Raw genomic sequence first — 15,114 nt, 5'->3', positions numbered from 1 at the left:
CGTGGCTTTAATCATCCCAACCATCACCCTGGCCTCCGGCATCACCGTGGAGAACGCCTGCTTGGTGATCACCCAGCTCAACACCAATAACACTACCAGCCTGACCCAGACCCTGGACGACGAGAACCAGGTGCAGGAGATCCCCGGCGGCCAGCACACCTGCGCCTACCAGGTAGGCATCTTCGCCAGCGAACAAGCCGTGAAGGACAAACTGCCCCCCATCGACCTGCTCCGCGATGGCCGCACCATCAGGGTATTCCAACTCAACCTAAGCGACCCCGCATACCAGGACCTAACCCCAAGGCAAGCCGCTTACCAGCACCTGCAAGCCCAAGAGGGATTAAGTAATAGCACTGCTGTGGAGGATGTCGAAGCATAAAAAAGCCCGGGCTGGTGCCCGGGCTTTGGGTTAATCTTTCCTTGATTTTTCAGAGAACTTTCCAATGTTGATAGTGATGTTTCCTACATTTAAGTTTGAGCTCTTGATTAAGGCATAAACGAAAACGCAGCCAGAGCCCAGTTTTAGGGCTGTTACACCATCGATCATGGATGTCGTACCTTACTATTGGTCAGGCTGAGCTAGGTATGAACAACTCGAAGCCTGTGGTTAAAAGAATGAAGGGTGAGAGAACCTTCGGTTTTTTCGTTCGGGGAGCTTGTTGGCTCGGAGCATAGAATAGATCTGTCACAAGACATTTTTCAACTGTTTTTTTGGGGATGGTTACGTTTCTAATGCCATTTAATAACAGTGGTTTACTGACTTTGCTTTTGCGGGGCTATGAGATTTGGAATAAATGTCAATCTATGAGTTGACAAAGTAAACAGCTGGTGTTGACCTTCGGCATTTTCGAGTTGTTTGGTGTGGCAGCATGATTAGCCAGTTGAAAGGGCTGAGTATTGTCAAAGATGCCAACGAAAAGGGTTGCACAAAGAGTATATGTACAATAAGGTGACCTCGAGCTAGGTATGAGCTTGCTCGATCTGCCGTTGACTAGGTGATCGAGGCCTCTTTGTTAAAGAGGCGAAAACCCCGGTGTGAGAGCCGGGGTTTTTTTATGTCAGTCTTTCAAATGCTAATCGTACCAAGCATCCAAAGGGCGCCCTGCCCATTCAATCTCACCACAAGTGCACTCCACTCTGATCTTGGAGCCTTTACCTAATAGAACGTTATCCAAAGAGAAGCAGCCTGTAAGCACCTACATAATCGAGATAGGCTGGGCGATGCCCAGCCCAGCCAGATAGTGTCCTAGTGGTAATGCACATGAATGTGCACCTTTTGGCCGTTGATATAGATGTTGGGATTGGTGTCCCGCTTGCCCAGTTTCTCCGCGATGATGCGGCATACGCTTGAGACTAAAGTGATTAGCATGGGGGTCAGTGTGTCCATCTTGATACTCCTATTGAAAAGTTACTTGGCTAATGAAGAACAAGAGCCATCCTGATGCGGCCTTATCTCCTATAGGGTGGTATCGAGAGAAAAGTGCCATCTTCCAGTTATACGATTGACCTTAAAATGACTGACAAAACCGATGGTTAAGTGGATAAAAATGAGTCAGTCAGGGTTTGTCTTTACGGCAATCTAAAAGCTGTTGTTGGCGCTGTTTCACGTGTGAGATAACGCACCTGATACCAAAGTAAGTGTTTTGCAGAAGAAGTGGCCTTTTGAGCACACGATTCTTAGAAATTTGGTCTCATGGATCTTACTGGATATTGGTCGAGTGAGGCTGGAGCCCTTGGTGGGCGGGCGTTTCACTATTTAGGGGGCGCGATTCTCTTGGATGGGGTTTGCAATGCGAACTCTTTTGGAAGATCGAGGACTGGCAACGATGCCTTCTAGATTTCTCAATCTAGGTGGCGCGAGTTCTCATTTTGGCCGACGCGCTACATTGATCGGGCGCTGTGATTTGAACTACGTGGCCCATGCGAGAGACTAGGTCAAACTCAAATCCGCAAAGCGAGACCCAGAGCGAGACCCGAGGCAGGTTTTGTGATTTTTAGGAGGTAGTTTGACTAAGTGTCCTTAGTGGATAAGGTCTTACTTTTCAATTGCTTGTAGGGGTGGCCTCCCCACGAGGACTCGAACCTCGATCGGCCGCTTAGGAGGCGGCTGCTCTATCCTGTTGAGCTATAGGGAGTACGCTCTGCATTCTAGCCGGGTTTAGCGGCGGTTGAAAACCCTTTTGATTTGTTTGAGGATTTTTTGGTCATCCCCTGAAGGTGTCGCCGTAGCCTGGCTGTTGAGAGACCATTTTTTGCCGGTAAAGCGGGCGGCATCGGGGGACTGGTGGTAGCGTCGGGCTCGGCTACCTGTCTGTTTTGGGCGGTGAAACGTTAAAAAAAGCGGAGTCCTTCCGTTGGTCTCCGCTTGGTTGGGAACGCGTTGTTCCGGCCGCGGGCGCTTGCCTGCGGCCAGACATGAAAGTTACAAGGTGAACTTCTTGGTTTCCGTGGTCAGCGAGTGGGCCATCAGCGACAGCTCGTGACTCGAATCTGCCACGTTGCGGGTGGCCTTCTCCGTTTCGGTGACCCCGGTATTAATGAACTCAATGCTCTGGCTGATCTCATCGATGGCGGAGGTCTGTTCCTCGGTGGCTGCGGCAATCTGCATCACCATGTCGTTGATGCCGCTGACCTCCTGGGACACCAGTTGGTTGATCTGGTTTGCCTGGTTGGCGATCTCCTGGACCCTGGCGGTTTGTTCCACATTGGTCTCCATGGTCGATACGGCGCCGTTGGTGCCCTGGACGATGGCATCGATGATCTGCTCAATTTCGGTGGTGGACGCCTGGGTCGACTGGGCCAGGTGGCGCACCTCGTCGGCGACCACCGCAAAGCCCCGTCCATGTTCTCCTGCCCGGGCGGCTTCGATGGCGGCGTTCAGGGCCAGCAGGTTAGTCTGTTCGGCAATCTGCTTGATGACCCCCAGTACTTTCACCACCTGGTCCGAATCCTGGCGCAACTTGTTGATCTGGTCTGCGGTCGATTGGGTGGTTTGTCCCAGGTCCACCAGGGCATCGTAGGTGGTTTCGATGTGGGTTGCCCCCTCCTTGGCTTGTGCCAGCACCTCTTCACAGACGGTGGAGGCGTTTGAGGTGGTGGAGGCTATCTCGCGGATGGTGGCGCTCATCTGGTTGGTGGCGGTCACCGCCTGGGTGGTCTGGGCCTGCTGTTCGGTTACCGCTGCACTGGTTTGCTCGGTGACGGCCGCCAACTCGTCGGCGGTGGTGCCCTGCTGGATGGATATGTCGGTCAGTTGGCTGACCATGGTACGCAGGTTCTCCACCATCTTGACCAGGGCTCGCTGCAACTGGCCAACCTCATCGTGGGCAGTAACCTCGATGTTGTCGGTTAGCTTGCCCTCGGCCACCTTCTCGGCCAGCGTGGAAGCGGCGATGATTGGCGCGGCCAGTTTGCTGGAGATCAGTAACCCGATCAGCGCAATCACCAGCGACGACACGGTAATGAGGATGACCGAGATGTAGGTGGTCTGCTCGATGGAGGCGAAGGCCTCTTTGGCGTCTATTTCGCTGAGGATGACCCAGGTAAAGTCGCCGATCCTGACCGGCGCATAGGCGGACAGCACCTCATTCCCGTTGTAATCCACGATAAGGTCAACGCCACTTTCGCCATTCAACGCGCGCTGCACGGCGCTGGTGTCGACGCCGTTTTTGGCCACGGTACCGGCAAAGCTTGCTTTGATGGAGCGTCCGGCCGGATCCAGGTAGGAATCGGAGCGCATGCGCTTGTCACTGCCGACGAGGTAGCTCTCACCGGTTTCGCCCATGCCATCGCGTACCGACATGATGCGCTGGATACCTTGTTGGGAGATCTGCAGGGCAACCACCATGTCGCCGTTTTGCACGGGCAGGGCGATAAAGGCGGCGGGTTCGTCGTTGCTGGGTGCATAGGGGCGATAATCCACGATGCCGTACTGCCCACTGTCCATTACTCGTGAGACCAGAGAGCCCAGGTTGGAGCCGGCGTACCTGCCGTTGAGGATGTTGGTTTGATAGTCCGCCTCTTTGGCAACGGTGTAATGAACAAAACCGTCCCGGTCGATCAGGAACAGGTCGTAGTAGCCATACTGCTCAATGTATTTGGGGAAGAATACGTCGTAATCCGCCTCATCCAAAAAGGGGATAATGTTCGCCAGAACTTCGATGTCACCGCGGCGCTCGGTGAAGAAGTTATCTATTTGTGCGTGTTTTATTTCGTTTATGGATTCAAGTTGTCGAAATATCTTGTCTTCGACGTCGCTGCTGGCGCGCAGATTGAAAATGGAGGTGTTGAGTACAGTTGGCAAAACACCAATTAAAACAAAAAGTAATGATATTTTTGTCTTGATGCTCCAGTGGCTGAACCACCACTTGGATTGATGACTGATTTTAGACATGGTTCTACCCTGGAAAATGTGAGCGAAGTGAACCATGTTTTCATCGGCAGTCGCAATGAGGAGCCCTGTGACGCGGCTGTGTCCAAGCCTGGCATGACGAGCCTAATGTCTGTTGATTTTGTTTTTATATTCAATTGATTGGCGCAATAAGCATTATTAATTTTGATAGCTTTCCAGTATGTTGCGCCGGGATTTTAGCCAAGTCAACGGCAGCTTAAGATGGGGCTTAAAACGGATTACGGCACGTCCCTGCCTGACACGGATATAAGCTGGCAAAGCCCGAACATTACCTGGTCAGAGCAGCGTTGGCTTGGGAATCGTCCAATTGCCGGACTATTCCCGAAATATAAGGCTGATTAAACCGATACGCCGGGAAGCGTCGGTGCCCTTGTCGGGCTTAAGTTCTCCCAGAGCTAGGGGTGCCCTTGCGCGGCCAGAAGGTGGTCAATGAAGGCGCGCAGGGTGGGGTCGGTGAGCTTACTGGCCGGGTACACCAGAGAAACCTGAATTCTGGGCAGGCAATAGTTTTCCATGATGGACACCAGCTCGCCCCGCTGGAGGGCGTCCTCCACCATGAAGTCCGGCAGTTGGGCGATGCCCAGGCCAGCGGCGGCCAGTTGTCCCAGCACCGGTCCCTGATTGACCTCTATCTGTCCCTGAACGCTCAGCTGCTGCTCTTTGCCATTGTCTAAGTAGCGCACCCGTCCCGGTTGGCGGTTGGAGCCGTCGATGAGCATCTTGTGATTCACCAGCTCCTTGGGGTGGCTGGGGGTGCCGTGTTCGGCCAGATAGCCTGGGCTGGCGACGAAACGCACCCCGATGGTGTGGTAGTCGCGGGCGATGAAGCTGGAGTCCGGCAGCTGGCCCACCCGCAGGGCCAGGTCGAACCCCTCCTCAATCAGGTTGACGTAGCGGTTGACCATCACCCAGGAGAGGCGCACGTTCGGGTGTTGTTTGAGGAAGTCGGCGATGTGGTTCTGAATCCCCAACTGATCGATGTTGTAGGCGCTGGTGATGCGCAGGTGGCCGCCAATCACCTGGCGGCGGGCCTGGGTGGTGGACTCCAGGGCATCGAGCCGGTCCAGTACCCCTTTGAACTCCTCCTGGTAGAAGCGGCCCTCAGGGGTCAGCTGCATGGCGCGGGTGGTGCGGTAGAGCAGGGTGCAGTCGAAGTGTTTCTCAAGGTCGGAGACCTGGCGGCTGACCGCCGAGACCACGATGTTGAGCTGACGGGCGGCGCCGGAGAAGCTCATCTGGTCCACCACCACCAGGAAGGTGCGCATCGCTTTGATCAGATCTATTTTTCTTTCCATGAGAAAATTGATTTCATTTTGAGGTTATTTTTCTATTTTAAGCGAGGGCCTATGCTGAATCCAACACAGAGATACAGTGAAGGAGCAGAGTTATGAAAATCTTGTTGATCGGTGCCAGCGGCACCATTGGTAAAGGCATTGCGGCTCACCTGGAAGGTAAGCATGAGGTCATCAGCGCAAACCACAAGGGAGGCGATGTGCAGGTGGACCTGGGGAGTCTGGAGTCCATCCAGGCGATGCTGGCCCAGGTCGGCAAGGTGGACGCCATCATCAGCGCCGCCGGTGTGGCCGCATTTGGTCCCCTGGCTGAGCAGAGCGATGCGGATTACGCCCTGGCTCTGGAGAACAAGCTGATGGGCCAGGTGAACCTGGTGCGCTACGGCGCCGAGTACCTGAACGACGGTGGCTCCATCAGCCTGACTTCCGGCGTATTGTCTCGCCAGCCCTTCCCCGGCACTGCGTCCATCTCCATGGTCAATGGCGCCCTGGAGAGCTTCGTCAAGGCGGCGGCGATGGAGCTGCCCAAGATTCGCGTTAATGCCGTGGCACCGGCATTCGTTAAGGAGACCATGGAGATGATGGGCATGGACAGCAGCCAAGGGGTGTCTGCCCAGGATACCGCCAAGGCTTACATCGCCGCCCTGGAGGGAAAGATGTCCGGCGAGACCCTGGATGTGCCCGATTACCTGTAAATCATGTTCAGCGAAAATGGCGGCCTCATGGCCGTTTTTTTTGATTTATTTATCAGTAAGTAACGACATTATCCCTAGGGGTATGACAAGTGTGGCCCTATTGTGTTAGGGAAAGGTTTGGGCGAGAATGCTTCCCATCACGGATGCTTTTGCTAAGCCACAGGGCGTTTATAGGACGAGTGGCGACCAAAAATAACAGCAAAAACAGCAGGATTTCCGATGAAAATTCTCATTGTGGGAGCAAGCGGCACCATCGGCAGTGCCGTGGCAGACCGCCTGAAGCACAGCCATACCCTGATTACCGCCGGCTTCAGTCATGGCGACCTTCAGTGCGATCTCAGCGACCTCGACTCGCTGCACAGCCTGTTTGAACATACCGGCGATCTGGATGCGATCATCTGTGCCGCCGGCCTCTCCAGCTTCGGTCCCTTCGAGCACCTGACCCAGGCGGATTACCAGCAGACCCTGGACAACAAGCTGATGGGCCAGGTGAACCTGGTGCGTCTTGGCCGCCGCTACCTGAGACCCGGTGGTTCCATCACCCTGACGTCGGGGTTTGTTTCCCAGAACCCGGTGCCCGGCAGTGCCTGTGTGGCCATGGCCAATGGCGCCCTGGAAAGCTTCGCCCGGGCGGTGGCCCTGGAGCTGCCTCAGTTGCGGGTGAATGTGGTCTGCCCCAGCTTCGTGGAGGAGACCCTGGCGATGATGGGGATGAGTAATGAGGACGCCTTTAGCGCCGACCAGACCGCCGAGGTGTACCTGGCAGCGCTGAACGGCACCATGACCGGGCAGACCCTGAGGGTGGCCGAGTTGATTGCCGCCTAGCTCCGGTGCTGCATTAGGAAGCCGCTTGTGATGGGCGGCTTTTTTGTGTCCGTCAGATGGGGCTGGTCTCAGAGACCGCTATTTCAGGTACTGCTCCTCGCGCCAGGTGGCCAGCCAGTGGGGCTTGTGCACCACCAGCAGGGTGGTACTGAAGCCGTTGAGCATCGCCTCGGGGAAGAAGAACAGCGGCATCAGGATCAGGTAGTTGTCCCGGATGACGGTCCAGTCATACTCACCGCTGTACCACAGGGCCAGCAACAGGGTGCGGGCCATGAAGCAGAGGATGCCATTGAGGAAGCCGTCGACGAAGATGTAGATCCACAGGTTGCGGGGCAGGGTGTTGTGGCTCAGGGTAAGGATGGCGAAACTCAGCAGCACCGGGGCGGTGATGCCGAGCAGGGCGATGACACCGGCCTGTTGCCATTGCTCGACCCCAAACAGCATCAGTATCAGCATGGCGGCGCTGCCCACCAGCAGGGCGTTGCGCCAGCCAAAGATGAGGGTGGTGACGGTCAGGGCGACGAAGTGAAGCTCCAGTCCTTCGTAGATCCCGGCGCGCAATCGCCATAGGGCGGCCAGTCCCACTATGGTGCCCAGGGTCAGGTGCAGCAGGTAGCTGTGTTGGCGCATCGACTGCCACAGTCCACCCTGGCGAATGCAGTGGATCATCAGCCAGATCCAGATTATCCAGGCCAGTCCTTCGGTGGGGGTGGGCAGTTCAGTCATCAATGGCGCGTCTCCTTATTCCTTAATTAAGGGTAACCCATTGAGCTAACGCTTTCCTCCGTGGTCCGTTTAGCCTGCTCCCTTAAGGAAGGTGGTGACGGCACGATCGGCGTACTGGTTGAGCTCCTCCTCTGCCAGGGGCGTGCGGGTCAGCAGGGCTTCGAAGTAGCGGGAGCTGCGCAGGGCACCCAGCAGGTGTTCACTGGCCATGTGGGGATCGTCCAGCTTCAGCTCCCCCCGGTCGACCCGGGCTGCCAGGAACTGCTCCAGTACCTGCAGAGCGTATTTGGGGCCCCGCTCCAGGAAGTGGGCCGCCAGTTCCGGGTCCTGATCGCTGCGCTCCATCACCAGGCGGAACAGGTTCATGAATCGGGGATGATAGATGAAGTTGGCGTAGCGCTTGGCAAACTCTCGCAGCTGCATCTCGGTGGAGGCGGTGTCGTCGGCATCGAACACCAGATGTTGATGCAGAGTCTCGGTAACGCCGGTGACCACCTCTTTCAACAAGCCGCGCTTATCACCAAAGTAGTTGTACAGGGTGAGCTTGGAGCCGCCACATTGGGCAATCAGCTGATCCAGACCGGTTCCCTCGAAGCCGTGCTCCAAAAACAGCTCGGTAGCAACCTCCAGATACTTCTGACGTTTCTTAAGACTTGAGGGGCGCATGTGTACTCCTTAGTACAGTTTTATGCGGTGATCTCTTGCCAAACATCATACTGACTCATTATGATACTGTACAGTACAGTATCTTTTGTGTTGAGGAAGATCACGCCACCACAGGGCTCGAAAGGGCTTCGCGCGGGTGAGCGTTGATCTCCTGAACCGGCAATGAGCAAGGGTGTTTCTATGAGCGGCAAGTTAAAACCAGCGATTTTGGCGGGAGTCATGGTGGCAGCACTGTCCGGGTTCTATCTCTATCTGGCACCTCAATCTGGCGTGGAGAAGACGGACAACGCCTATGTGCAGGGCGAGATCACCCAGATCAGCGCCGAGGTGGGCGGTGTGGTCACCCGGCTGAATGTGGACGATAACCAGTGGGTGGAGCAGGGCGCCTTGCTGGCCGAGCTGGACAACCGGGATTACCTGGCGCGTCGTGATCAGGCCAAGGGCGCACTGGCCGAAGCCCTGGCGGCGGTAGAGAGTGCCCGCCAGCAGGTGCAGATCCAGCAAAATGCGGTGGACCAGGCGGCCACCGGCATCGAGTCGGCCCACACCGACGCCGAGCTGCAGAAACTGGAGTGGCAGCGTCAGTCAGAGCTGCTGGGGCGTAACCTGACCTCGGCGTCGGTGCACGATGCCCAGAAGACCCGAATGGAACTGGCCCGGCTCAGTGAGCAGAGCGCCGAACTCAAGTTGGAGGGGGCCCGTCAGGGGCTGGCCTCGGCCCGCAGCGGCCTGAAGCAGCTGGAAGCCAAGGCGGAGCAGGCCAGGGCGGCCCTGACCCTGGCGGAGCTGGCGCTGGAGGACACCCAGATTCGCGCCGCGGTTTCCGGTGTGGTGGGCAACCGTGGGGTGCGGGTCGGTCAGCTGGTGGCTCCTGGTACGCCATTGCTCTCTATCGTGCCCACGGACAACCTCTGGGTCGACGCCAACTTCAAGGAGGGACAGCTGACCCAGATGCTGCCGGACCAGCCGGTGACCGTGGTTCTGGACAGCTTCCCTGAGCAGCCCCTCAATGGCCGGGTCGAGAGCGTGTCGCCGGCCACCGGCGCCCAGTTCAGCCTGCTGCCGCCGGACAATGCCACCGGCAACTTCGTCAAGGTGGTGCAGCGGGTGCCGGTGAAGATCGTGCTGGAGCTGCCCCAGGCGCTGAAGGGCCGGGTGGTACCTGGCCTGTCGGCGGTGGTTGAGGTGGATACCCGGGGGCAGGGCTGATGACGGTGCGTCCGCTGCCCACCCTGCTGCTGGCGATACTGCTGCTGCTGCCTCAGGGGCTGAGCTCAGGCATCTATTCCGCCGGCAGTGGCGAGATTGCCGCGGCCCTGGGCTTGTCGGCGGATGAGGCCAGTTGGCTGAACCTGCTCTATATGCTGGGGCAGATCCTGTCTCTGCCTCTGAGCGCCTGGCTGGCCCGCCAGTGGGGCAGTCGTCAACTGCTGCGCGGCGCAGCCCTGGTGGGCGCGATGGCCACCCTGGCGACCCTGCTGGCGCCAACCCAGTGGCACTGGCCCGCCTGGTTTCTCCATGGGGTCTGCGCCAGTGCCATGCTGCTGCTGGCTCATCGGGTGGTGCTGGGCAGCCTGAATTTCAGCGCCATCTCCGTGGTACAGGCGGTGATGTCTCTGGTGGTGGTGCTGGCTCCCCTGGGGCTCTACCCCTTGCTGATGGGGCAGTTGGCGGAAGCGGGCCTGTGGCACTGGGCCTTTGCCCTGCAGCTTATCCCCTATCTGGCGCTGCTTTACTGGGTTCGGTTTGGCCCCTGGCCCTGGCCGGAGCAGGCTGAGCGCCACAGGTTCAACTGGGTTCAGGCTGGGCTGCTTGGCGCAGTCCTGACCGCAGTGACGTTGCTGCTGCTGAAAGGCGAGAGGTACAACTGGTTTGATGATCCGCAGATTACCGACCTGGCGGCGCTGACGCTGCCTCTTGGGGCGTTGGCTGTGGTGGCCATACGGCGAGGCTGGGGCAGGGGAACTTTGCTGGAGCCCCAGGTGCTGGCATTGCCCTCGGCCCGGGTGGGGATGGTCAATGCGGCGGTGGCCGGCTTTGCGGTGATGGGCGCCACCATGCTCACCTCCGGCTTTGTTACCGGCACTTTGGGCTACAGTCATGCCCAGTTGGGACAGCTGGAACTGGTAAGCTTCGGCGGCATGCTGTTGGGGGCGCTGGTGGCGGTCAGGGTGACCTACTTCCCCGGCGGTCAGCCGGACAAGGTGGTGCCCCTGGGAGTGCTGATGATGGTGATCGCCTGTGTGCTGATGACCTCAAGCAGCGGCGACAGTGGCCTGAGTGACCTGTGGCCCGCCATGCTGCTGAAGGGGCTGGCGGTGGGCATTCTTAATGTCACCGTGGTGATTCACATCCTGCGCAGCCTGCCGAGGGCGCACCTGCTGCAGGGGGTGGCCTGGTTCTATCTGTTCCGCACCCTGGGGTCGATGCTCTCCATCGCCGAGTTCTCCAGGCTGAAGACCCTGGAGGCGGCCAATGCCACCTCGGTGCTGGGCAGTTACTTCAACCCGGCCAGTGACACCTTCCACCACTACTCTCACAGCCTGTCTCAGGGGCTGGGCGCCAGCGGGCAGATCACCTCGGCACTGCTCAGTGGCGCGCTCAAGGGGCAGGTGGCCTCGGTGGCCAGCGTCAACAGCTTCCAGTGGCTGATCGCCTCCATCGCCTGCTGTGCGGTGCTGATGGTAGGCAGCAAGGTGTGGGCGGCCAAGCAGGCGACAAAATCCTAGTCGTAATCTGGGAGCCGGAAAAAGAGAAGGGAGCCGTTTGGCTCCCTTTTTTGCGTGTTGGGCTCAGTACTTAACTTTGAGGCCCTGAGATTCGAAGATCCCCTTGATACGCTCCATGGTCTCGCCGCTGGGGGGCTTGACGCCGTCCAGCTCATACTCTTCACCGAGGGCGGTCCATTTGTGCTTGCCCAGTTCGTGGTAGGGCAGCAGTTCCACCAGTTCGACGTTGGGCAGCTTGGCCGCTACGAACTCCGCCAGCTCCTGGGCGGATTCGTTGTCGTCGGTGTAGCCGGGAACCACTACGTAGCGGATCCAGGTGCGCTGATTGCGCTTGGCGAGGTACTCGGCAAACTGCAGGGGGCGCTTGTTGGAGACGCCCACCAGGTTGCGGTGCACATCATCCTTAATCTGTTTCAGATCCAGCATCACCAGATCCGTGTTGTCCAGCAGGGCATCGATGGCGGGCGTGTAGTGACGCACCATGCCGTTGGTGTCCAGACAGGTGTCGATTTCGTGCTCTTTGCAGCGACGGAAGAGTTCGGCGACGAACTCGGGCTGCAATATGGCTTCACCGCCACTGGCGGTTACGCCGCCTCCGCTGGCTTCAAAGAAGTAGCGGTAGGAGTCAACCTGGTCCATGACCTCGTCAACGGTAACAACCTTACCGTCATTCAGATCCCATGTGTCCCGGTTGTGGCAATACTTGCAGCGCATCAGGCATCCCTGCATAAACACGATAAAGCGAATCCCTGGACCGTCTACGGTGCCACAGGATTCCCAGGAATGAATACGACCTTCTACGCTCATTGTCTCTCCGAAGTGCAGCCAGGTTTTGGCTGAAAAAAAGTAAAAGAGGCCCTGTCAGTGACAGAGCCTCTATCTTAACCCGTGGTTAGTTCACCTTACATGGTTTCGGTGAAGGTACGGGTGATTACGTCCTGCTGCTGCTCTTTGGTCAGAGCGTTGAAGCGTACGGCGTAACCGGAAACGCGGATGGTCAGCTGAGGATACTTCTCTGGATTCTCAACGGCATCCAGCAGCATCTCGCGGTTCATCACGTTAACGTTCAGGTGCTGACCGCCTTCGCGAACTTGAGTGTTCTTGAAGTAGCCGTCCATCAGGGCAGCCAGGTTAGCACGACGACCGTCTTCGTCCTTACCCAGGGCGCCAGGTACGATGGAGAAGGTATAGGAGATACCATCTTTCGCGTGGGCGAAGGGCAGTTTGGCAACGGAGGTCAGGGACGCAACAGCACCAGACTCATCACGGCCGTGCATTGGGTTAGCACCAGGCGCGAAAGGCTGACCAGTACGACGACCGTCAGGGGTGTTACCAGTCTTCTTACCGTATACCACGTTAGAGGTAATGGTCAGGATGGACTGAGTAGGAGTGGAGTTACGGTAAGTGGTCAGAGCGCGGATCTTCTGCATGAAGCTCTCAACCAGCTCGCAGGCGATTTCGTCTACGCGTGGGTCGTTGTTACCGAACTTAGGATAGTCACCCTCGATCTCGAAGTCGGTAGCAATACCGTCTTCGTCACGTACTGCTTTCACCTTGGCGTACTTAATAGCAGACAGGGAGTCAGCGGTGATGGACAGACCAGCGATACCGCAAGCCATGGTGCGCTCAACGTCGCGATCCATCAGAGCCAGCAGAGAAGCCTCGTAGGAGTACTTGTCGTGCATGTAGTGGATGCAGTTCAGAGCGGTGACGTACTGCTTGGCCAGCCAGTCCATGAAGGTGTCCAGCTTGGCGTAAACAGTGTCGTAGTCCAGAACTTCGTCAGTGATAGGCTCCATCTTTGGACCCATCTGAGTCTTGGACAGCTCATCCATACCACCGTTGATGGCGTACAGCATGGTCTTGGCCAGGTTGGCACGAGCGCCGAAGAACTGCATGTGCTTACCCAGAACCTGTGGGGATACACAGCAAGCGATGGCGTAATCGTCGGAGTCGAAGTCCTTACGCATCAGGTCATCGTTCTCGTACTGGATGGAGGAAGTATCGATGGATACTTTCGCACAGTACTTCTTGAAGCCTTCTGGCAGGCTGTCAGACCACAGAACGGTGATGTTCGGCTCTGGGCTTGGACCCATGGTGTACAGGGTGTTCAGGAAGCGGAAGCAGCTCTTGGTTACCAGAGTGCGGCCGTCTTGGCTCATACCAGCCATGGACTCGGTGGCCCAGATTGGGTCGCCGGAGAACAGCTGATCGTACTCAGGGGTACGCAGGAAGCGAACCATACGCAGCTTCATTACGAAGTGGTCCAGCATCTCCTGGGCCTGCTCTTCGGTGATAACACCGTTCTTCAGGTCACGCTCAACGTAGATGTCGAGGAAGGTGGAGGTACGGCCCAGAGACATGGCAGCGCCGTTCTGAGACTTAATGGCAGCCAGGTAGGCGAAGTAGGTCCACTGGATAGCTTCTTGAGCAGTTTCAGCAGGCTTGGAGATGTCGAAGCCGTACTTAGCAGCCATCTCTTTCATCTGGCCCAGGGAGCGGTGCTGTTCGGCGATCTCTTCGCGCAGACGCAGTACGTCTTCCAGACCGTTACCGTTCTCCAGGTCGTCCTGCAGGCTGTGGAACTGGTTCAGCTTGTCCTGCATCAGGAAGTCGATACCGTACAGGGCAACACGACGGTAGTCACCGATGATACGGCCACGGCCGTAGGCATCTGGCAGACCGGTGATCACACCGGACTTACGGCAACGCAGGATGTCTGGGGTGTAAACATCGAAAACGCCAGCGTTGTGGGTCTTACGGTAGTCGGTGTAGATCTCCTTGGTCATAGGATCCAGCTCACGGCCGTAGGCCTTGCAGGAACCCTCAACCATGCGGATACCGCCGTTAGGGATGATGGCACGCTTCAGAGGAGCTTCGGTTTGCAGACCAACGATCTTTTCCAGATCCTTGTTGATGTAACCGGCGTCGTGAGAGGTGATGGTGGAGATCTTGGAGGTGTCGAAGTCAACAGGCGCGTGAGTGGAGTTCTCGATGCGGATGCCTTCCATTACCTTGGCCCACAGGTCGTCGGTGGCCTTGGTAGCACCGGCTAGAAAGGACTCGTCGCCTTCATAGGGGGTGTAGTTCTTCTGGATGAAGTCACGAACGTTAACTTCGGATTTCCAGTCACCTGCCGCAAAGCCTTCCCAAGCCTTTGCAAACTGAGTCGTTTTCTCTGTCATAGTGTTTAACCTTTAACATAGTAAAGATGATACGTTTCGTCATCGACGGCACGTCGGGATGTCCCTTCTATGACGAAGCGATTTTACGGTTCTGCTCTTGGTCATCCAGGGGCAGGACCGGTTGCAAAAATGCAAATCTCTTCTGGCTTACTGACCACCCTCTTTGGGCACAAAGGTATGGGTGGTACCCAATATAGCTTGTCCCTAAGTATAGGTAGTTGCAGACTGTGCCGCTGCCACTCCATCGCCAGATTGCTCTGTCCGTCACACTCCTGGTAACGAAGTTCAAACCGCCTGTTTCCCAGACGCTTGAAAGCGATTCAGCCAATTGGTTTTACCATTGTTCCAAAGCGTAGCTCCCTTGCCAACTTTTCGGGCTAATCGTGAACAGCTTTGTGAAGGTGCTCATAATCTGGAAAGCGCGCGCGAACCTGATCGGGATTTTTCGCTGGTTTTTTGTGATCTGGATCTCGTGATGTTCGACAAATAATCGCAGTTTTGGCGGTTCTGTTTGTGGTTGGTTAACACTTTGGAGTTTTGTATTATTGCGGCATAAAGGGGTAGAGTGACCCCCTTCTTTTTCGA

General features: G+C 56.9%; 12 protein-coding genes and 1 tRNA gene. 5 read left to right on the top strand and 8 right to left on the bottom strand.

Translation table 11 applies throughout. The annotated features are described in order from the left end of the window. Position 1: 1 nt before the first annotated feature. A complete protein-coding gene (locus ACN0RV_RS03715; protein WP_417345691.1) occupies positions 2-379 on the top strand; it encodes a hypothetical protein in 378 nt (125 codons plus the stop codon). Between the two features lie 867 nt (positions 380-1,246). On the opposite strand, the gene ACN0RV_RS03710 is transcribed toward ACN0RV_RS03715, so the two are convergent. The 4 genes from ACN0RV_RS03710 to ACN0RV_RS03695 form a co-directional block, all read right to left on the bottom strand. After that, positions 1,247-1,387 (bottom strand): hypothetical protein, encoded by a 141-nt coding sequence (locus ACN0RV_RS03710; protein ID WP_417345689.1) that lies wholly within the window; start codon positions 1,385-1,387, stop codon positions 1,247-1,249. A 672-nt stretch (positions 1,388-2,059) separates the two neighbouring features. Then, positions 2,060-2,135, bottom strand: a tRNA-Arg gene (locus ACN0RV_RS03705). Between the two features lie 287 nt (positions 2,136-2,422). Continuing rightward, complete coding sequence (locus tag ACN0RV_RS03700; protein ID WP_417345687.1) at positions 2,423-4,303, bottom strand: methyl-accepting chemotaxis protein; 1,881 nt, start codon at positions 4,301-4,303, stop codon at positions 2,423-2,425. 503 nt (positions 4,304-4,806) lie between these two features. After that, positions 4,807-5,706 carry a LysR family transcriptional regulator gene (locus ACN0RV_RS03695; RefSeq protein ID WP_417345685.1) on the bottom strand — a complete coding sequence of 300 codons (900 nt, stop codon included), beginning with the start codon at positions 5,704-5,706 and terminating at the stop codon, positions 4,807-4,809. A gap of 92 nt (positions 5,707-5,798) precedes the next feature. Between ACN0RV_RS03695 and ACN0RV_RS03690 the strand changes: the two genes are divergently transcribed. Both ACN0RV_RS03690 and ACN0RV_RS03685 read left to right on the top strand, forming a co-directional pair. After that, entirely contained in the window at positions 5,799-6,398 is a 600-nt protein-coding gene (locus ACN0RV_RS03690; protein WP_417345683.1) for a short chain dehydrogenase, read from the top strand. A gap of 219 nt (positions 6,399-6,617) precedes the next feature. Then, positions 6,618-7,223, top strand: coding sequence for a short chain dehydrogenase (locus ACN0RV_RS03685; protein WP_417345681.1), 606 nt, complete (start codon positions 6,618-6,620; stop codon positions 7,221-7,223). A 78-nt stretch (positions 7,224-7,301) separates the two neighbouring features. Here ACN0RV_RS03685 and ACN0RV_RS03680 read toward each other — a convergent pair whose 3' ends face one another. Then, entirely contained in the window at positions 7,302-7,949 is a 648-nt protein-coding gene (locus tag ACN0RV_RS03680; RefSeq protein WP_417345679.1) for a hypothetical protein, read from the bottom strand. A gap of 69 nt (positions 7,950-8,018) precedes the next feature. Continuing rightward, positions 8,019-8,615, bottom strand: coding sequence for a TetR/AcrR family transcriptional regulator (locus tag ACN0RV_RS03675; RefSeq protein WP_417345677.1), 597 nt, complete (start codon positions 8,613-8,615; stop codon positions 8,019-8,021). Positions 8,616-8,834: 219 nt separating this feature from the next. Between ACN0RV_RS03675 and ACN0RV_RS03670 the strand changes: the two genes are divergently transcribed. Both ACN0RV_RS03670 and ACN0RV_RS03665 read left to right on the top strand, forming a co-directional pair. After that, a complete protein-coding gene (locus tag ACN0RV_RS03670; RefSeq protein WP_417345851.1) occupies positions 8,835-9,824 on the top strand; it encodes an HlyD family secretion protein in 990 nt (329 codons plus the stop codon). After that, positions 9,824-11,344: an MFS transporter gene (locus ACN0RV_RS03665; RefSeq protein ID WP_417345675.1), complete on the top strand. Its 1,521-nt coding sequence runs from the start codon at positions 9,824-9,826 to the stop codon at positions 11,342-11,344. Before ACN0RV_RS03670 ends, ACN0RV_RS03665 begins: the two co-directional genes overlap by 1 nt. A gap of 63 nt (positions 11,345-11,407) precedes the next feature. Here the strand turns inward: ACN0RV_RS03665 and pflA are convergent, their stop codons facing one another. Together pflA and pflB are read right to left on the bottom strand one after the other, a co-directional pair. Continuing rightward, complete coding sequence (gene pflA, locus ACN0RV_RS03660) at positions 11,408-12,151, bottom strand: pyruvate formate lyase 1-activating protein (protein ID WP_417345673.1); 744 nt, start codon at positions 12,149-12,151, stop codon at positions 11,408-11,410. A gap of 95 nt (positions 12,152-12,246) precedes the next feature. Continuing rightward, positions 12,247-14,529: a formate C-acetyltransferase gene (pflB, locus tag ACN0RV_RS03655; RefSeq protein WP_417345671.1), complete on the bottom strand. Its 2,283-nt coding sequence runs from the start codon at positions 14,527-14,529 to the stop codon at positions 12,247-12,249. Between the last annotated feature and the right edge of the window lie 585 nt (positions 14,530-15,114).

This window comes from Ferrimonas sp. (assembly GCF_048263965.1).
Taxonomy (GTDB): domain Bacteria; phylum Pseudomonadota; class Gammaproteobacteria; order Enterobacterales; family Shewanellaceae; genus Ferrimonas.
Note: the sequence above shows the minus strand (reverse complement) of the source record. Positions and strands in the feature narration are given on the sequence as shown.

Excerpts from the sequence above, each read along its gene's own strand:
- ACN0RV_RS03685 (WP_417345681.1), top strand. The coding sequence starts at position 6,618 with ATGAAAATTCTCATTGTGGGAGCAAGCGGCACCATCGGCAGTGCCGTG.
- ACN0RV_RS03695 (WP_417345685.1), bottom strand. The coding sequence starts at position 5,706 with ATGGAAAGAAAAATAGATCTGATCAAAGCGATGCGCACCTTCCTGGTG.
- ACN0RV_RS03690 (WP_417345683.1), top strand. The coding sequence starts at position 5,799 with ATGAAAATCTTGTTGATCGGTGCCAGCGGCACCATTGGTAAAGGCATT.
- ACN0RV_RS03665 (WP_417345675.1), top strand. The coding sequence starts at position 9,824 with ATGACGGTGCGTCCGCTGCCCACCCTGCTGCTGGCGATACTGCTGCTG.
- ACN0RV_RS03675 (WP_417345677.1), bottom strand. The coding sequence starts at position 8,615 with ATGCGCCCCTCAAGTCTTAAGAAACGTCAGAAGTATCTGGAGGTTGCT.
- ACN0RV_RS03670 (WP_417345851.1), top strand. The coding sequence starts at position 8,835 with ATGGTGGCAGCACTGTCCGGGTTCTATCTCTATCTGGCACCTCAATCT.
- pflB (WP_417345671.1), bottom strand. The coding sequence starts at position 14,529 with ATGACAGAGAAAACGACTCAGTTTGCAAAGGCTTGGGAAGGCTTTGCG.
- pflA (WP_417345673.1), bottom strand. The coding sequence starts at position 12,151 with ATGAGCGTAGAAGGTCGTATTCATTCCTGGGAATCCTGTGGCACCGTA.
- ACN0RV_RS03680 (WP_417345679.1), bottom strand. The coding sequence starts at position 7,949 with ATGACTGAACTGCCCACCCCCACCGAAGGACTGGCCTGGATAATCTGG.
- ACN0RV_RS03710 (WP_417345689.1), bottom strand. The coding sequence starts at position 1,387 with ATGGACACACTGACCCCCATGCTAATCACTTTAGTCTCAAGCGTATGC.